The organism is Mastigocoleus testarum BC008 (assembly GCF_001456025.1).
In the GTDB taxonomy this organism is placed as follows: domain Bacteria; phylum Cyanobacteriota; class Cyanobacteriia; order Cyanobacteriales; family Nostocaceae; genus Mastigocoleus; species Mastigocoleus testarum.
Window position 1 is genome coordinate 18,764 of the sequence record NZ_LMTZ01000164.1, and the last position, 18,251, is coordinate 37,014.

Sequence of the window (18,251 nt, forward strand, 5' to 3'; positions counted from 1 at the left end):
TTGAGGAATTACTAAAGTGACTAATGACCGATCGCGAAAGAAGACTTGAAACCATTACTATTTCGAGGAGGAAGAAAATCATCAAGAAAATCTAAATGTTCTCCAGGAAGATGATTTAGTTCTTCCGGTGTACCCTGGATATTCAAACGTCCTTCATCCAAAAGAACAATCGAATTAGCACGTTGAATAACTTTCGGACGGTGGCTAATCATGATTGTGGTTTTACCTTGACGATAGTGAAGTAATCTATCCAATACTTGTGTTTCGCTAACGGGGTCAAGCGCACCTGTAGATTCGTCTAAAATTAGTATTGGTGGGTTAGTTGCGATCGCTCTTGCAATAGCTAATCTCTGTTTTTGTCCGCCAGAAAGGTTGGCTCCAAACTCTCCTAAAACAGTTTGATATTTATCAGGTAGTTTACTAATAAATTCATCTGCACCAGCAATCTGACAAGCTGTTACTATATCTTCAAAACTAATATAGGGATAACTAAAATTAAAATTATCAATAATTGAACGACTCCAGAAGTGAGCTTCTTGAGGAACTAATACTACTTGTTGTCGCAGACATTCTAAAGATAAATCTTGCTGATTGTATATACCATAACGGATGTTACCCGACTGAACTTTATATAAGCCAGCAATTAGTTTCGCAAGGGTGCTTTTACCGCAACCGGATTTACCAATTAAAGCAGTTACTTGACCTCCAGGAATATTTACAGAAAAATCTGACAATAAATTGACTCTACCGGAGTGGTGAAAGTTGAGATTGTTACAGATAATGTCTTCATTTTCTGAAATTTCAGCCCAAGGCTTTTTGAAATCATTCTCATCTTCTGGAGTTGCATCAATGACTTCTGTTAGGCGTTGAATTACTATCTGAGCAGTGACAAACTCATCGAGCAATTCGATACACGAACTGAGAAAGCCAAGAAAATTACTGCTCATGCCCTGAAATGCCAGTAATTGACCGATACTTAAAGTATTATTAATGACTAAATAACTACCCAACCAAAGTAAAGCAATACTATTGAAAGTTGAAAATAAGCCCGTAATCGTGTTGCTATATAACCCTAACTTCATGGTCTTCCAACTGATATTAGCCAGACGACCATAATTTCCCTGATACTCCTGCCAAGCCTGGGGTGTAGCATGTGTAGTTTTTAATACCTGAACCCCACGAAATGTCTCCACTAGAAAACCTTGGTTTTCTGTACCTTCAACAATCATCTTGCGAGTTTTTTGTCGCATTGCAGGTAGGAAAAGCAGATTAATACATGCAACAACAATAAAAGCAAGAATAGAAGCTAGAGTCAGAGTCCAGGTGTAGAAGAGCATAAAGCCCAAAGACACCACAGCAATAAAAAATTGACTGGGTAAACCAAGAACAATTCCGGAAACAAGTTCGTTAACTGCATTAACATCAGCAATACGACTAACAACTTCTCCACTGCGTCGCCCTTCAAAATAGGAAAGAGGTAAGTGTAGAAGCTTTCGTCCATAGTCTAAAATTAAGCCTAATTGTAATCTTTGACCAAAATGACCAATTAAGTGAGATTGAACTAAAGAAATCGCACTTTGAATCAGGCTCATTACAACCACCCCTATTGCTACAGTAGTTAGCATTTGGGTATCTCCCCGCACTAAAACATCATCTGTGAGTAGTTGCATCATTAAGGGAGAAGCGAGAGATAGCAATCCTATGGCAAAGTTAATAGCAATTGCTTGTAGCAGAAGAAAACGATACGGCCAAACACGTTGGATGTAACGTCCTATACCACCTATTTTGTCGGATTCTTGTTGGTAAAAACGGCTATCATCTGGTGTCAGCAAAAGCATTACGCCGTTACCCCAAGATGTCATTAATTCTTGGCGATTGAGATAACGGATACCAACACCTGGATCGGCAACTACATATTTTTTACCCTTTTTACCGTACAATACTGCCCAATGGTAACCTTTCCAATGAATAATAGCTGGTAAAGGTGCTTGGTGTAATTGATCAAGTACTTGAGGATTAGCTTTTACTTGACGGGTATTAAAGCCTAATGCTTCTGCACCACGACTTAATCCCAATAGAGTAGTTCCTCGAGAACCTGTACCTACTGCTTCTCGAGTACGCTTAAGAGTAAAGGTACGCCCGTAGTGTTTTGCAATAGTTGCAAGACAAGCAGCACCACAGTCTTCTTCCGAGTGTTGTTGGACAATATGGTATTTCATTTTTTAAAGGGAGTCATTTTATCAAATACTTTTCTCTACTCAGAAATAATTTATGGTTATAAAATTTAAACTTAAGATCTAGATTTAAAACTAAGATTTAAAATTAAGATTTGAAATTAAGATTTAAAATTCAAACTTAAACTTAAAGACAAAGCTGATTCCCAAATAATTGTTTCTTGTGAAATCAGCTTTGAGATAGAAAGTTCCTAACACGAGCGATGGTTTAAAATTTGAGGATGGCGAGCGCAATCCTGCTATTTGTCCAAAGGAGTAAAGCCAAGCCGCATTCAAAGATAAGTTTTATTTTTACCTTGTTTAGTTTTTGAACAAGAAAATAGGAAACTGGGTACTATTTTTATCTTTGAATGCAACTTTTTATCGTTCGGACTATACAAGCTCAGAGGTTCCAAACAACAAATCTACTTGTAATATCTTTCAATCTACAATTTATAAGCTTTATAGAGATTGATATTATATCGTTAAGCAGAATTACTGTTTATTTGGAATTCATTTCTTAGGTCCATGCACCGATATCATAGAGTTCAATGTCGTATTTATAAGCAGTACGGGTATTAAGTCGGAACGCATACTTACGTCCGTTTTGTAAATTGTATTGCTTCAATTGAACACCTGGTTTACCAGCATCATAGTCAAATTTAATTAGTCCACCACGATCAGTAACCCAGAATGAATTAGTACTTGGGTATTTTGTTCTTTTACCATCAACGGTATAAGGAATTTTGTAGCGACCAGTTTGGTTGTAAACTTTGAATACTTCGTATTTACCGCCACCATTCTCAAACCGACCACCACTGATTGTTTCAGCTGATTTTTCGTTTAAATCTGCAAACAATTCTTGGTTAATAGAAGTAATTTCTGTGTTAGTTTTAAGGTTGGACATATTTTTTCTCCTTTATTTAGATTAACTCATTTTATAGAGTTTTATTTGTGTTTGAGAAAGCTTGTTTTTTGCTTTCTGTAATTATTATCTCTAACTAAATAAATCAATAATTCAGTTAATTTGAGTAACATTAAACTGAGTTTTAATTGTGATAATTCAGATTTATTAAGGTAAGGAATTTCTATTTCATATTGGAGGCTCAATACAAAGGATACAAATAGAAAAAGGAGTAGTGACGTAAATTCACTACTCTTTAGGAGAATATATGCATGAGGATCGGGAATTCAAACTTTAGTTAAATTTAAATTTTTCATTGCCAGGATTTACCTGTGGACAAAATAATTACATTAATTACAATATAATATTAGTGCATATAGGATTCCCATAATGAAATGATGTTCTCAAATAATTTGTGGTTGATAAAGATTACGGAATACCTAATTACACATCGTAGATTATATTTGCTAAAATATGATCAATTTATGTCTTGTATCTTAAATTATTTATGATAAGAATCATATTATAATTAGTTTTTATTCAGGTTAGGTTTAGCTTCATTTTTTTATTCTTAGATTTTACAGTTGAAAAAAATATCTTACTAATGAATTAGGTTATATAGGTCAGCCAATAAAGCTTTATTTAGTTTATATAAATAGTATGTTTGATATTTTTCCTAAATAGTTGAGTCGAATTGAGTAACATCAAACTGAATATCCATGGGTAAATTTTAGCTAAACTCAGGTAAATTGAGTTTAAGTAATAAAATTTTATATTGACTTGAATTTAGTTTAATTTATAAATAAAAGCTTATGTAAAGCAATATAATTTTCTTTGTTCGCATTACTTTAATATATTTTATAGAATATTCGCGAGATTTGATTTTTCGAGAAATATTTGAAAACTAGTATTTGTATAAACCTTGATCAATCAAGGTTCTATAACCTAAAAACAATATACTTTTGAGGTAAATAATGATTTGCCCAAAGACTAATAATGTATTTATTCCATTAATAAATTTCCGCATAAAAATAATTGTATTTATAAAATTGATTTTGAATAAGTTTTTGCAAAATAACTGATCGAATGGTATATCAAAAAAATAAGAGCGATCTAAGTAAACAAAGAAAAATAATATTCAAAGATTCCCTCAAAGAAAAAATAATACTGTAGAAAATTAATTATGAACCTTCCACTCAACTCCCACTATCACTACCAAGCTGGGGGAAGTTTACCTCCTGATGCTTCTAGTTATGTTGTTCGTGAAGCAGACTGCGAACTTTATAATGCTTTATTAGCGGGAGAATACTGTTATGTCCTCAATTCTCGACAGATGGGAAAATCCAGTTTGCGGATAAGGACAATGAACAAGCTGGAAACTCAAGATATTGCTTGTGTCGAAATTGAGTTGAGTGGAATTGGATCCCAAGAAATAACGCCGCAACAATGGTATGGTGGTATTATTCAAGAATTAATTAGTGGTTTTGAGTTAAAAATATCTCGACGTAATTGGTTGCGCGAACAGGAGGATTTATCTCCGATACAGCGTTTGGGAGAATTTATTGATACAGTATTATTAGCACAAATTAGTAAAAATATAGTTATTTTCATTGATGAGATAGACAGTGTTCTTAGCTTAAGTTTTGCCACGGATGAATTTTTTGCACTGATTCGCAACTGTTATGATCGAAGGGCAAGTAGACCAAAATATAGAAGACTGACATTTGCATTGTTAGGTGTCGCAACTCCTGCAGATTTAATTCAAAATGAGAAGTCTACTCCTTTTAATATTGGTCGAGCGATTGAGCTTCGGGGTTTTAATTTACGCGAAAGCCACGCTCTACTTCAGGGATTAACTCAAAGAGTTAATAATCCTAACGCAGTATTAGAAGAAGTACTCTATTGGTCAGGAGGACAACCATTTCTAACTCAGAAAATATGTTCGCTGATTTCTCAAGACTCAGAAATTCACACACCTAAATCCATCGACCAATTAGTACAAAAGCGAATAATTGAAAATTGGGAAGCTCAGGATCAACCAGAACATCTTAGAACAGTTCGCGATCGCATTCTTAGAAATGCCCGTTGCACTCAAACATTATTACAAATATATCAAACAATACTTCGTAAGGGAAAAATCAAAGCTGAAAATAGTCGCGAACATTTAGAATTGCGCCTTTCTGGATTGGTAAGCCAACAGGGAAGTCATTTAGTTGTTAAAAATCGAATTTATGCAACGGTATTTAATAGCTATTGGGTTGAGCAATATTTAGATACATCAGAGCTTGCGACAGAGTCTGCGATCGCTCCAATCTCCATTTGGAGTCCCATTTTAGTCAGCACGCTGACAGCTATCCTGATTATAGGAATTCGTTCCCTTGGTTTATTGCAAACATGGGAATTAGTCGCTTTCGATAGTTTGATGCAACAGCGACCAAAAGAAGAACAAGATCGAAGAATTCTATTAGTAACTATTACAGAAGATGATGTTCGATCCCAAGCAGTTGCAGAACGAGGAGCGTCATCTCTATCAAATCGTTCCTTGGACAGATTAATCAAAAAATTGCAGGAGAATCAAGCCAGAGTTATTGGTTTGGACATCTATAGAGAAATACCTGTAGAAATAAAATATCAAGACTTAATTACAACTATGCAAAAGAGCGATCGCTTCTTTGCAATTTGTCTGTATGGTCAAGCCGATGGAAAATCAGGTATTCGAGCTCCTCAAGAAGTTCCTCCCCGAAGTCAGGGATTTAATAATGTACTCTTTGACAAAGATAGAGTTATTCGCCGTCATTTGTTAGCTGTAAGCAATGATGCATTTCCCTGCGAAAATCAGTATGCGTTTAATTGGCACTTAGCAACCCGTTATTTAGAGGATAAGGGAATTCAAACCGAATTTACTCAGGATAATTATTTAAAGTTAAGAAATATTGTATTTAGGACCGTAAAGCATAATAGTGGTGGTTATCATAATATTGATGCTGATAGTCATCAGATTTTACTTAATTACCGTGCAAATGATGAAATAGCACCGAAGATTTCTCTGCAAGAGATTCTTAGCGAACGATTTAATGCAGAGTTAGTTAAAAATCGGATTATCCTAATTGGTACGACCGCTCCAAGCTTTAAAGATCATCTTTGGCGTACTCCCTACAGTAACAATCCTGGATCAGTAGAAACAATGTCTGGAGTGGAAATTCAAGCTCATATGGTTAGTCAAATCCTCAGTGCAGTTTTAGATAACCGACCTTTGATTTGGACTTTACCTGAATTTGGTGAAATCATCTGGATTAGTTTTTTTTCTTGTACGGGAAGTCTCCTTACTTGGAGTCTGCGTTCATCTCACCTTAAAACTATAGTTGCAACGGGTGCTAGTTTGGGTGTTTTATACGGTATTTGTTGGAGTGCGCTAGTCGTAAGTGCAGCCTGGTTACCTTTAATACCCAGTTTTTTTGCATTTGTTGGTAGTACGGGAAGTTTGATGATTTATGTTAATAATTACAACCGATGAAATCGTGTTTGCCTAATTACTTTTCATTAAATGCGGAAGGAGAAGAGAGAATGGTGCAGAGGGAGAAAGGGTTTCCGGTTTTTCGCACAGGTATGGAAATCATATTATGTTACACCTCCGGATAATCGGTTACGATAAAAGTTGAGGGTGCAAGGATGAGCGATGCCGAAACGAATTAGCATAGCAAAGGTGGATGAACCAATTGCAATATACAGCAAAGCGGCACAAAGTGCTATCGGTCATTTGAAAAACTTGATGATTTGGAAGAAGTCTTATTTTATCGGTGCTAATCTTTACTTCAACAGCAAGATTTGATTCAAGGTTTAACAAGTTTTTATTGGTGAACTCAAATCGGCGTTTAATCGTAAGTCATTAACCGGACATGATATCATAACGAATTTACCGAATATGATATGAGACTTAATCGTACAAAGATACAAAGCAGTCTAATTATTTAGTATATATAGGGTTAACATATATAGGAATCCGGTTTTATCCATATTACCTACAGTTTTTCGTATTATACGAATCATTATTATAAATTAACCTCAATTGAACTCAATTATTCAGAATTAGATTAATTTTTACAATCCTCAATTAACCTCAATCATTGAGGTTAAAATTTCAATATAATTAAATTTATTGAGTAAATCATACAGAAATATTGACATATAATTTTTGGATTTTCTACTTTCCTACATATTGTCATACTGAAATTTTATAAATTAATTTTGTCTTAATACTAATCATGCTTAATCTCTTTAATTTCCTCTCTTTAAGGAAGAAAAGTATTTTGCATTATGACAATATTCGCTAAGGAATAGTAGTAAAAAGCTCTATTTTAGTAGTAAAAAACTCTATTTTTTTACAAATATGTTGCATGAAACACACAAGATAAATTCACAAGAGTCAAGTATTAACACTAAAAAGATATTAACATCATTCCAACGCAAATTACTACAAAAAAGTTTGCAAGATGAGTTGTCCGATCAGTACCGCCAGCGAATTCAGATTATGCTTTTAGCTGATGAGGGAAAGACTCAAGCACAAATTTGTCGTGTTTTGGGGTGTTGTCCAGCGACAGTGCGACATTGGATGCATATAGCTCGTACAGGAATGGCACATCAATGGCAAGATTGTCCCATTGGCCGTCCTAAAGCCGTTAATGAAGAATACTTGGAACGTTTAAAGGAACTATTGAGTGATAGTCCTCGTGATTATGGTTATTCCTTTCGCCGATGGACAATAAACTGGCTGAAAAAACATATGACGAAAGAATTTGGGATTGAAATCAGTGATCGCCATCTCAAACGAATACTCAAACAGATGGGATTATCTACTAAACCGAAACCAGTAAAGATTCAAGAAACTAGCGTTCAAGGGAAAGAAGGTCAAAGTATCTTAATTCACGATCTGAAATCCGCTAATGGTTCCGATTCTAATGGTTTTTGGTTATTCAATCCCAGCAACATGGAATGATATTATGGTTCGAGATATATCTAATCTATTGATTTCCCCTCAGAATTTTACCAATACTCTAGGGCATCGTCTTTCAGAACCAGAATTATCATCCTGCCTCAAACAAATAAAATGCCTAGAGCCTCCTGTTGGTAAGTTTTGGCAGAAAGTTGATGCTGAGGCAGGGGTCTATATTGTAATTTCTGGAAAGGTCAGACTAATTAATAGTGCAGGCAAGTTAATTACCAACCTAGAAGCCGGAGCCTCATTTGGAGAGTGTACTTTCTTTCCAGAAGAATCCTTTGAGTCTTACTCAGCTAGAGCTTCACTAAAAACAAAGCTCTGTTATCTTACTCCTGAACTGTTATTTCCCCTGATTAGCAAATATCCTCAAATTCGTGAGCATTTTTATCGTCAGGCACAAGTCCAAGATTCGCAGATGATTCCGGCAGAAAATTTTTTGGGAGAAGGGGGGATAAAAAGAGTAGGTAAATCGGGTAAAAATAAAGAAATCCCTATATTAGAAGAGTTAAAGCCAGGAAAAAAGCTTAACAAAGTCTACTTTCCTAGACCCACTCAAAAAGTTGGTCATTTTTGGCAGCGAGTTATCCGGCGCTATCCGTTTTTTGCCCAACAGAGTTATTCTGACTGTGGTGCTGCCTGTCTGGTGATGGTAGCTCGCTATTGGGGAAAAAGATTTAGTGCTAACCGGTTGCGAGATATTTCCAATGCTGATCGTAACGGAGCTTCATTGCGGGGACTATCAGCTGCAGCCGAAAGTATTGGTTTTTCTACTCGACCTGTAAAAGCTAGTCTGGATCGACTGGCACAACAAAATCTTCCTGCTATTATCCACTGGGAAGGAAAACATTTTATTGTTGTTTATGAAATCACTCATAAGCATGTGGTAATTGCTGATCCTGCCATTGGTCAGAAAACTCTTAGCTGCAAAGAATTCAAAGCAAATTGGACTGGTTATGCACTCTTACTACAACCTACAGTACTGCTAAAGGATGCTAAGGAGAATATAAATTCCTTCTGGCAATTTTTTGAGTTGGTAAAACCTCATGCTTTAGTACTACTAGAAATCTTTATTGCTTCTGTGCTGATTCAAGTATTTGGTCTAATTACACCTATATTTACGCAGATAATTTTAGACCGAGTGGTAGTACAAAGCAGCGCCCTAACCCTGACAGCAGTCGGGTTAGGCTTGTTGATGTTTAGCCTGTTCCGGGTTGCTATTACAGGTTTGCGGCAATATTTACTTGACCACACGGCAAATAAGGTAGACTTAGCGTTAATTGTTGGCTTTATTCGCCATACTTTGCAATTGCCTTTGAGTTTTTTTGAATCTCGTTATGTTGGTGATCTTACCTCTCGTATCCAGGAAAACCGTAAGATTCAGCAATTTTTGACTGGTGAGGCTTTATCGATTCTGCTAGATTTATTGACAGTTTTTATCTATGTGGGATTGATGTTTTGGTACAGTTGGAAGATGGCACTACTAATGTTAGTAATTGTACCGCCCTTTTTCCTGTTGGCATGGATTTCTACACCTTTTTTAAAACGAATTTCTCGGGAAGTCTTTAGTGCAATTGCAGCTGAGAGCAGTTACCTCATTGAAGCTCTTTCTGGTATTCGTACTATCAAGTCTACAGCAGTTGAACAGACTGTGCGTTGGCATTGGGAAGAACTATTAAATAAAGAGGTTAAAACTAACTTTTCTGGGGAAGTTATTGGCAATCGACTGCAGATTTTTAGCAACACTATCGAGTCACTAGCTACTGTTTCAATGCTCTGGTTTGGAGCATGGTTAGTAATTCAAAATCAGCTCACGATTGGGCAATTAGTAGCTTTTAATATGTTGTTGGGTAATGTTATTAACCCTTTTCAAAGACTGACGGTGTTGTGGAATGAGTTACAGGAAGTGGTGATTGCAATAGAGCGCATTAATGATGTGCTGGACTACGAGCCAGAAGAAGATTTGCAGCATCAAGCGCGGCAATCATTACCTGACTTGCATGGTCACATTTGCTTTGATAATGTTACCTTCCGTTATCATCCAGAAAGTGATATTAACGTTCTGGAAAATCTTAGTTTTGAGGTTAAAGCAGGACAAATGGTAGCGCTAGTGGGGCGTAGTGGTTCAGGTAAAACTACTATTTCCAAGCTCATGTTGGGGTTATATACCTCAACAGATGGGAAAGTGTTAGTTGACGGACAAGATATCACCAACCTTTCGTTAGCCTCATTGCGGCAGCAAATTGGTGTAGTGGATCAAGATACATTTCTCTTTGGAGGAACAATTCGAGAAAATATTGGTCTTGCTTATCCTTCTGCTACTTTAGAAGAAATTATCGCGGCGGCACGACTAGCAGGTGCACATGAATTTATTCAAAAACTGCCCATGGGGTATGAAACCCAAATAGGGGAGGGAGGCGGTACGTTGTCTGGGGGACAGCGCCAGCGTCTAGCCATTGCTCGTGCTTTATTAGGAAATCCCCGCCTATTAATTTTAGATGAAGCAACCTCCCACCTCGATGCAGAATCGGAGCAAATTATTCAGAAGAATCTCAATACCATTCTCCAAAACCGCACTACTCTAGTTATTGCTCATCGTCTTTCTACTGTACGCAAGGCTGACCTAATTTTAGTCTTAGATAGGGGTGTGTTGATTGAAAGCGGTACTCACGAAGAATTAATGGTGAAGAGAGGACATTATTTCTATCTCAATCAACAGCAGTTAGATGTTGCAGAATGAACTAGCTTGTAATTATGCTACCTCTACAGAAAGACGCTTTGGATCTATAGCGCAACTACAAACCTGGGTTAACCTAGGGTGATTCTTTCGTATCATCTAGTCAACAATCCAAAACTCAAAACACTACTATGTCTGAAAATCATACGTTGAATGGACATGCTCCTACTGAAACGATCCCAGATGAGCGTCATTATGACAACTTAATTACTCAACAATATATTTCTAAATCTAACAATAATAAATCACCTCAAAGTCATGACTGGTCTTATGCCACCAAAGAGCTTTTAGATAGTTTGCCACAGGTTTGGACAAGGGGATTACTCTATTTTGTGGTGGTGTTTATAGGTATTGCTTTACCTTGGGCAATGTTTTCTCAGGTTGACGAAACAGGGACAGCAAAGGGACGACTAGAACCAAAAGGGAAAACAGTTAGACTTGATGCCCCTGTTGAAGGAACTGTAGCAGCAATTAAGGTAAAGGAAGGTGAATCTGTAAAAGCTGGGCAGAAGTTATTAGAACTGAAATCAGAGTTAGTTAGTGCTGAACTTCAGCAACAAAGACAGAAATTAGAAGGTCAAGAAAATCGTCTACACCAGCAAAATTTGTTGAAAAACCAGTTGATACTCGCACTGCGTACCCAGCAGCAACAAAGTCAAGCTCAACAGCTAGAAAAACAGGCGCAAGTAGAGCAAGCACAGCAGAATCTTGAAACTCTTAGATCCGCCTACAGTTTACAAAAAGAAGAATTATTTGCACAAATAGAGCAGGTACGACAGGCTATTGAATCTAGTAAAGTTGCTTATGATTTAGAACAAATTCGTTTAAAAACTGCCCAAGAAAAAATTCCTCGTTACAAAAAAGCTTATGAAGAGGGTGCGTTATCCCAAGAGCGCTTCTTAGAAACYCAACAGTTAGCAAAAGAAGCTCAAAAAAATATGATGAAAGCTGCATCAGAAACAAGAAAAGCTCGGTCTCGTTTGAGAGAAAAACAAAGTAGTTATGAAAATAAGATTCATAAAGCATCTTCGGATATTAAACAAGCTCAACTCCGTTGGCAAGAACAAAAACGTAGTTATAAAAGTTTGGTTCATTCTGGGAAATTAGCTGTACTTAAAAGTGAGGAACAGTTAAAGAATTTAGATGGAGAAATAACGACCCTTGAAGCAGAAGTTGCCCAAACAAAAAGTCAGATTCAATCTTTGGAATTTAAGTTAAGCCAAAGGGTGTTAAAAGCACCTATAGATGGCATTGTATTTCAGTTACCAATTAAAGGTGAAGGCAGCGTAGTACAACCAGGAAAAATGATAATGGAAATAGCACCACAAGGAACATCATTAGTACTTCGAGCACAGATGGCGACCACTGAAAGTGGTTATTTAGAAAAAGGAATGCCTGTGAAAATTAAGCTAGATGCTTATCCATTTCAGGATTATGGAGTTCTAAAAGGGAAATTAATTAATATTTCTCCTACTACCTCAGAATTAGACACACCTAAAGGCAAGGTAGCAGTTTATAATTTGGAAATTTTCCCAAATCAAAACTGTATTGCCACAACTGACAAGTGTATTCCTTTACGTCCTGGGGATACAGTAACTGCTGAGGTAATTGTGCGGCAACGTCGGATTATTGATTACGTTATCGATCCATTTAAAAAGTTGCAGCAGGGAGGTTAGAATCCCCGGGGCATGATTCTAGTTATCAATATTTACTAATCGCTGTTCACTAATATTTTTTAATCAGTAATTACCACTAAATAAATAGGATTAATATGATACCACAATCTATTACTATTACTAACGAAGATATTCTACGCTGTGTTAAGCTATACTGCGAAATTCCTACGTTAAACAAAAAAATTATCACCCGTAAAGTTATTGAGAATACAGCAAATGAGGTTGGTGTCAAAGTAGATACTGAGGAACTTCAGCAAGCAGCAGATAAATTTCGATTTATGAATAAACTTAATAGTGCTGAAGATACTTGGACATGGCTGAAAAAACATAACCTTTCTCTAGAAGATTTTGAAGAATTTATTCGCATCGATTTACTTAGTAATAAATTATTACAGCATTTATTTTTAGATAAGATTGAACCCTATTTTTTTGAATATCAATTAGATTATGTGGGAGTAGTTATGTATGAGGTTGTATTGGAGGATGAAGAATTGGCGATAGAACTTTTCTATGCGATCAAAGAAGGTGAAATGAGTTTCTATGATATTGCTCACCAATATATACAGGATACTGAATTACGTCGAAAATGCGGATATCGGGGGATAGTACACCGCAAAGATATGAAGCCAGAAATTTCTGCTGCTGTTTTTGCTGCTAAATCGCCTCAGTTTCTTAAACCAGTTGTCACTTCTGACGGAGTACACTTGATTTTAATAGAAGAAATTATTCAACCACAATTGGATGAAACGCTGCGCCAGAAAATTAGTTCAGATTTATTTTCTGAATGGATCAACGAAGAAAGTGCAAAATTTGAGATTATCAATGACTTGGAAGACCATTGCTTAACCAATAACACTGAAACCTACCTACTTAGTAAATAGTTAGATTTAGTATTTTGATATTTATTTCCACACCATTGGCTTAATCTAATGGTGTGTAGATATCTTCAGAGTTTGGATTAAGGTAGGGATGCTCTAAACTAATCCCTAAGCCCTCGAAGTGTTGAATAATATATTTAACCCGATCTTCTAGAGATTCATGACCATTCTGATAAGCTTCCACCAATGCATTAGCAACAATCTGGCAGCGATTTATACCAAACTCTTCTCTAAAATAAAACTCGTATTCAGGTTCAGGATTTTCTGCTAAAGCTAACCCTGGTGCTAGCATTTTTGTGAATATGGGAATTTTAGTATTAAAGTCGGATGCGTTTTCTTCATAAACATTCTGTAGAACTGGTCGAACCACTGGATAGCTATCCCGATCTATTCGGAGACATCCTGAGTCGTATTGCCCATAGTTTGAGGGATTGTGCAAGACTTTAAAGCAGAAAGGAATCTGAAGATAATTAAATTTTTGCGTCAAATTTCTCATAACTGCAGCTGCACCTTCACTATTGAAGTTGAAGTAGATAAATGCAGGTGAATTTTCATAAAAACTAGCTACATCTCCAAATGCCATATAATATTTATGTAAAATTCTACCTGGTGGCGTATAGACTGAAAACATGTCACCAACTGTCGTAGATTGTTTTTCTAAACGAAGATAGCTATCTGATTGGATATAGAAGATAATACCTTTCTTTTCTACTGCAATCTTACCATCTGTTTCCTGTCTGAGGAGCGAGAAACCTGGGTTCCACCAACCTTTACCTTGATTATTGTGGTGTAATTGTTCATAAAATTCCCAATCTACTTCAGCAATAGTATTCTCTGATTCAATTTCGGAATATTTATGTGTGCTAACTGCTTTTCTTTTTTTTACTAATAACATTTCTCCACTGAAGTAAATATCAAATATTAAAGTACAGAGGAGCGATGCAAGGTGATCATATTGAAATTTTCGAGACAGTGTTTTGAAGATTGCGACAATATCTGTAGATTTTTTGTCTCGTTGATAATTAATATGACTACATGATAAATCAGAATAATTAATTTGAATTTTTTTGGCAATTTCTTGGATTATTTGTATTGTTTGCATAACAAAATATCATTTACTATTTGCTAATTTATTGGCTAAATATTTTTTAATTGTTCAACCAATTCTAACTGCGTTATTCCAAAAACAGATTGAAATGATTCTTCAGGTCTACACAGGAGTCTTTTTGCCAATTGAAGTATGCACACACAGCGATCATCAAAACTTTTGAAAGACTGGAGTTTTGATATGATTTCGTATATCAGGGCAAGACCAGTAAAGCGGATAATTTGAGACAAGAAATTCAGATTTGTTTCCAGGATTTTCGGGAAGATACTAATATATGCTCTAGTTAAAGCAAGAATTGAAGGTTGAATAACTTCTAGAGGTACTGTCGCTAACTGGAGGGATTGATTCAATTCAATAGCAGGATGAATAATGAAGCTATTCAGCCACAATAGCAAATAACTGGCAACAATTTTACCTAAGTCAAAGGCGGGATCGCCCCAACTACAATTCTCCCAATTAATTATTCTCAAGCTCTTCTCATTATGTACCTCAGCTTGAGATAACAATTCTTCCCAATGTATAGGAATTAGAATATTGTCTAATTGAGAATTATTGTGTGTCAGACAATAGTGCTGACGATTGGCTACTAACTCTGTAATTGCTGTTCTTAAGTTTGCAAAGCGTTGATAAAGAGCCATAAATGGAAAGCCTGGTGGAGGTAAATCCCGGATTGAAGCCTCAAAGTTAAGTTTATCTAGTAGGTGACTAGGATAAGGAAACTGATACCTTAGCTTGCCCTCAATAACTTCATTCATAAAATCACAGCAATTACGAGAAGCAAAAGTTTCACTATGTAGAGTTCCTAAACTAATACCAACTAATTTGGCTATTGCTATTGGGAAAAAATTATTTTTTTGGTAATAATTTGCTAAACTCATATAGTTTGAACATTTATACACCAAAATCGAATTTTGTAGATCGACATGGAGTATTTCTAGATTCAATGAAGAAGTGAATTCTAAATTTGAAGAAGAATTCAAAAAGCTATGAATCTTCAACTCTCGCTTTATCCGATTAGCAATGTCATTATTTAGATGATAATACTCTTGCTTAATAATTAGCTGGCTACCACTTGGTAAATCAATAATTATAAAAATAAAATTATTATTCGGTTTGGGATGAATTTGACACAATCCCATATCCTGTTCCTTGCATATATTAGAGTTAATTAAGTACTGTAATACATTATTAGAGCTTAATTTTATTATCATTATTAAGATTGATTTCTAGGATTTATTCATGATGATAAATGGGACTAATAACAATATTTAAGTATTAAAATCCCATTCTCCGTTCAATTTTTAACAAGGATAATTTATAAAATTAATGAATTATTAGATTTCCTTGTTACGATGTTTAAGCAATTACTTAGTTTTTGCGCAAGTCCTTGCACCCGTACAGGTATATGCATGAGTGTTAGTCCTACCACCTATTACGTTATTAAGCTCGTTACCGCTCAATTCATTCATAAAACTTTCAGAATCGCCAAACAATTCAATTCCAGCAGGTTGAATTTCTTTTACTTTGATATTAGCCATGTTATTTTTTCTCCAATTGATGTGTAATGAATGGGATGAATAGTATAATTAAAATATTAAAATCCCATTCTCAATTCAATTTTTAACAAGGATAATTTATAAAATTAATGAATTATTAGATTTCCTTGTTACGATGTTTAAGCAATTACTTAGTTTTTGCGCAAGTCCTTGCACCCGTACAGGTATATGCATGAGTGTTAGTCCTACCACCTATTACGTTATTAAGCTCGTTACCGCTCAATTCATTCATAAAACTTTCAGAATCGCCAAACAATTCAATTCCAGCAGGTTGAATTTCTTTTACTTTGATATTAGCCATGTTATTTTTTCTCCAATTGATGTGTAATGAATGGGATGAATAGTATAATTAAAATATTAAAATCCCATTCTCAATTCAATTTTTAACAAGGATAATTTATAAAATTAATGAATTATTAGATTTCCTTGTTACGATGTTTAAGCAATTACTTAGTTTTTGCGCAAGTCCTTGCACCCGTACAGGTATATGCATGAGTGTTAGTCCTACCACCTATTACGTTATTAAGCTCGTTACCGCTCAATTCATTCATAAAACTTTCAGAATCGCCAAACAATTCAATTCCAGCAGGTTGAATTTCTTTTACTTTGATATTAGCCATGTTATTTTTTCTCCAAGTTATGTGTGTTTTGAATAGAATTAATTACTAATTTTTAATTCCTGATTTAATCATAATAATTTTTATTGGAGATGTCTATACTTTTGTTAGTAATATAAATGTCAAATTATCAATATTTTTGTCACTATTAAATCCCCTCCAAAAGCTTTTCAATACATAGTTTATTTCCATCTTATTATTAGATAATAAAAAATCAATTAAAAGCATGCCAATGACTTGTATACTTTAAAGTTTAGGGAATAAAGTAAAATAATTATGTCCACATAAAGTCTTGAGTATTAAATCGAAACAAAAATCATAATAAAATAGCCCAAGAATATTATTGGGCTAAAAAACAAAAACTATTAAATCATTTTACGGTTGATTAAATCTCCTGATGCGAACTCTTTTCCCCTTAAACTTTCCTTTCATTTAAGGTCTTACTACTACTGATATCTAAACACTTATAAATATCTTTAGATTTGGCATTGAGATGAACGCACTGCACATCAATCCCTAGGGTAGAAAATTGCTGAAGTATAGTTTTCATTCGCCCCTGTGATGAGTTATCTCCTTGATACCAAGCTTCTAATAACCCATTTGCGATGATTTGACACCGATTAGTGCCAAAACTTTCCTGCTCTGCAAATTGGAAGTTTGGTTCTTCTGCTAATCCCACACCTGGTGCTAGTTGCTTGGTAAATAGAGGAGTTTCTGTCTGAAAATGGAATCGGTGTTCTGCATAAATAGTCTTTAAAACTTCCTCGACAACTTCATAATCACTCTTGTCAAAGTACAGCACCCCCGAATCTTGCCGTTCGTAGTCTTTGGGATTATATAAAACCTTAAAGCTAAAAGGAATTTCAATTTCGTTCAGTCGCCGGGTTAGACTCCCCATTACTACAACTGCACCTTCAGGAGTCAAATTGAAGTAGACTCGCACAAGTACTGAAGAGTCTGAATAGTCGAGTCGATGAAATCCTAGATTGCCAACAGCTCGATAAAAGCCGTTTTGCACCTGATTCTTAGGCATGCGGATAGCGACCAAATTTCCCACCACGGGAGATTTTTCAGATATTGGGAGATGCTTGTTGTGCTCAATATACAACTTCAGCCCTCCCTTAGTCACAACCAAACTACCGTCACTCTCCTCTCTCAAAATAGACCAACCAGGATCGAAGTAGCCTTCTCCAGTATTGTTTTTGTGTAATCGCTGATAAAACTCTACGTCTATTCCCAAGATGGTATTATTTTCTAGGTCTAATGGAGGAGCATTGCGATCTTTTTCTGGTGCGAGGGCAGTTCGCATTGAACCATTGTAGTAAATACCATATAAAAAACTTTGCAGGTTTAGACTCAGATATTTTTGCTGTATATCTTCAGGCAGTTTATGAAAGCGTTCAACAACCTCAGTCGGAATTTCTAATGGTTTGTAATCTGGATGGCGAATAGAGAAGTCGGAGTGGATTTTAACCTTGTTAACAATATCTTGTAAAACTTCTAGTAATTGCTTAGTTACGACATCCGACGGTTGATCATGTGTATAATTAATTACTTGTATCATAACTT

General features: G+C 35.5%; 14 protein-coding genes. 6 read left to right on the plus strand and 8 right to left on the minus strand.

Features of this window, described 5'->3' with window-relative positions:
- Positions 1-20: 20 nt before the first annotated feature.
- A complete protein-coding gene (locus BC008_RS44125; protein WP_027843173.1) occupies positions 21-2,219 on the minus strand; it encodes a peptidase domain-containing ABC transporter in 2,199 nt (732 codons plus the stop codon).
- A gap of 514 nt (positions 2,220-2,733) precedes the next feature.
- Entirely contained in the window at positions 2,734-3,120 is a 387-nt protein-coding gene (locus tag BC008_RS44130; RefSeq protein ID WP_027843174.1) for a hypothetical protein, read from the minus strand.
- Positions 3,121-4,300: 1,180 nt separating this feature from the next.
- Between BC008_RS44130 and BC008_RS44135 the strand changes: the two genes are divergently transcribed.
- The 6 genes from BC008_RS44135 (at position 4,301) to BC008_RS44155 (ending at position 13,404) form a co-directional block, all read left to right on the plus strand.
- On the plus strand, positions 4,301-6,631 hold the full coding sequence (locus BC008_RS44135; protein ID WP_027843175.1) for a CHASE2 domain-containing protein: 2,331 nt from the start codon (positions 4,301-4,303) through the stop codon (positions 6,629-6,631).
- A gap of 162 nt (positions 6,632-6,793) precedes the next feature.
- Positions 6,794-6,946 carry a hypothetical protein gene (locus BC008_RS50140; protein ID WP_161938218.1) on the plus strand — a complete coding sequence of 51 codons (153 nt, stop codon included), beginning with the start codon at positions 6,794-6,796 and terminating at the stop codon, positions 6,944-6,946.
- A gap of 558 nt (positions 6,947-7,504) precedes the next feature.
- A complete protein-coding gene (locus BC008_RS44140) occupies positions 7,505-8,110 on the plus strand; it encodes a helix-turn-helix domain-containing protein (RefSeq protein ID WP_036265314.1) in 606 nt (201 codons plus the stop codon).
- 4 nt (positions 8,111-8,114) lie between these two features.
- Positions 8,115-10,850, plus strand: a complete 2,736-nt coding sequence (locus tag BC008_RS44145) for a peptidase domain-containing ABC transporter (RefSeq protein ID WP_027843176.1) — start codon at positions 8,115-8,117, stop codon at positions 10,848-10,850.
- Positions 10,851-10,978: 128 nt separating this feature from the next.
- Entirely contained in the window at positions 10,979-12,523 is a 1,545-nt protein-coding gene (locus BC008_RS44150; protein ID WP_027843177.1) for an HlyD family efflux transporter periplasmic adaptor subunit, read from the plus strand.
- 98 nt (positions 12,524-12,621) lie between these two features.
- Complete coding sequence (locus BC008_RS44155) at positions 12,622-13,404, plus strand: peptidylprolyl isomerase (protein ID WP_058184646.1); 783 nt, start codon at positions 12,622-12,624, stop codon at positions 13,402-13,404.
- A 40-nt stretch (positions 13,405-13,444) separates the two neighbouring features.
- Here BC008_RS44155 and BC008_RS44160 read toward each other — a convergent pair whose 3' ends face one another.
- From BC008_RS44160 to BC008_RS44170, 6 genes are all read right to left on the minus strand, one after another.
- Positions 13,445-14,503 carry a T3SS effector HopA1 family protein gene (locus BC008_RS44160; RefSeq protein WP_027843178.1) on the minus strand — a complete coding sequence of 353 codons (1,059 nt, stop codon included), beginning with the start codon at positions 14,501-14,503 and terminating at the stop codon, positions 13,445-13,447.
- A 35-nt stretch (positions 14,504-14,538) separates the two neighbouring features.
- Positions 14,539-15,648, minus strand: a complete 1,110-nt coding sequence (locus BC008_RS44165; RefSeq protein WP_058184603.1) for a phosphotransferase family protein — start codon at positions 15,646-15,648, stop codon at positions 14,539-14,541.
- A gap of 225 nt (positions 15,649-15,873) precedes the next feature.
- A complete protein-coding gene (locus BC008_RS51025; RefSeq protein ID WP_201026226.1) occupies positions 15,874-16,047 on the minus strand; it encodes a hypothetical protein in 174 nt (57 codons plus the stop codon).
- 145 nt (positions 16,048-16,192) lie between these two features.
- A complete protein-coding gene (locus tag BC008_RS51030) occupies positions 16,193-16,366 on the minus strand; it encodes a hypothetical protein (RefSeq protein ID WP_201026226.1) in 174 nt (57 codons plus the stop codon).
- Between the two features lie 145 nt (positions 16,367-16,511).
- A complete protein-coding gene (locus BC008_RS51035) occupies positions 16,512-16,685 on the minus strand; it encodes a hypothetical protein (RefSeq protein ID WP_201026226.1) in 174 nt (57 codons plus the stop codon).
- 412 nt (positions 16,686-17,097) lie between these two features.
- The gene (locus BC008_RS44170) at positions 17,098-18,246 is read right to left on the minus strand and encodes a T3SS effector HopA1 family protein (RefSeq protein ID WP_027845719.1); all 1,149 of its coding nucleotides are present in this window, start codon (positions 18,244-18,246) and stop codon (positions 17,098-17,100) included.
- Between the last annotated feature and the right edge of the window lie 5 nt (positions 18,247-18,251).

Excerpts from the sequence above, each read along its gene's own strand:
- BC008_RS44145 (WP_027843176.1), top strand. The coding sequence starts at position 8,115 with ATGGTTCGAGATATATCTAATCTATTGATTTCCCCTCAGAATTTTACC.
- BC008_RS51025 (WP_201026226.1), bottom strand. The coding sequence starts at position 16,047 with ATGGCTAATATCAAAGTAAAAGAAATTCAACCTGCTGGAATTGAATTG.
- BC008_RS50140 (WP_161938218.1), top strand. The coding sequence starts at position 6,794 with ATGCCGAAACGAATTAGCATAGCAAAGGTGGATGAACCAATTGCAATA.
- BC008_RS44135 (WP_027843175.1), top strand. The coding sequence starts at position 4,301 with ATGAACCTTCCACTCAACTCCCACTATCACTACCAAGCTGGGGGAAGT.
- BC008_RS44160 (WP_027843178.1), bottom strand. The coding sequence starts at position 14,503 with ATGCAAACAATACAAATAATCCAAGAAATTGCCAAAAAAATTCAAATT.
- BC008_RS44165 (WP_058184603.1), bottom strand. The coding sequence starts at position 15,648 with ATGGGATTGTGTCAAATTCATCCCAAACCGAATAATAATTTTATTTTT.
- BC008_RS44125 (WP_027843173.1), bottom strand. The coding sequence starts at position 2,219 with ATGAAATACCATATTGTCCAACAACACTCGGAAGAAGACTGTGGTGCT.
- BC008_RS44170 (WP_027845719.1), bottom strand. The coding sequence starts at position 18,246 with ATGATACAAGTAATTAATTATACACATGATCAACCGTCGGATGTCGTA.
- BC008_RS44130 (WP_027843174.1), bottom strand. The coding sequence starts at position 3,120 with ATGTCCAACCTTAAAACTAACACAGAAATTACTTCTATTAACCAAGAA.
- BC008_RS44140 (WP_036265314.1), top strand. The coding sequence starts at position 7,505 with ATGTTGCATGAAACACACAAGATAAATTCACAAGAGTCAAGTATTAAC.
- BC008_RS51030 (WP_201026226.1), bottom strand. The coding sequence starts at position 16,366 with ATGGCTAATATCAAAGTAAAAGAAATTCAACCTGCTGGAATTGAATTG.
- BC008_RS51035 (WP_201026226.1), bottom strand. The coding sequence starts at position 16,685 with ATGGCTAATATCAAAGTAAAAGAAATTCAACCTGCTGGAATTGAATTG.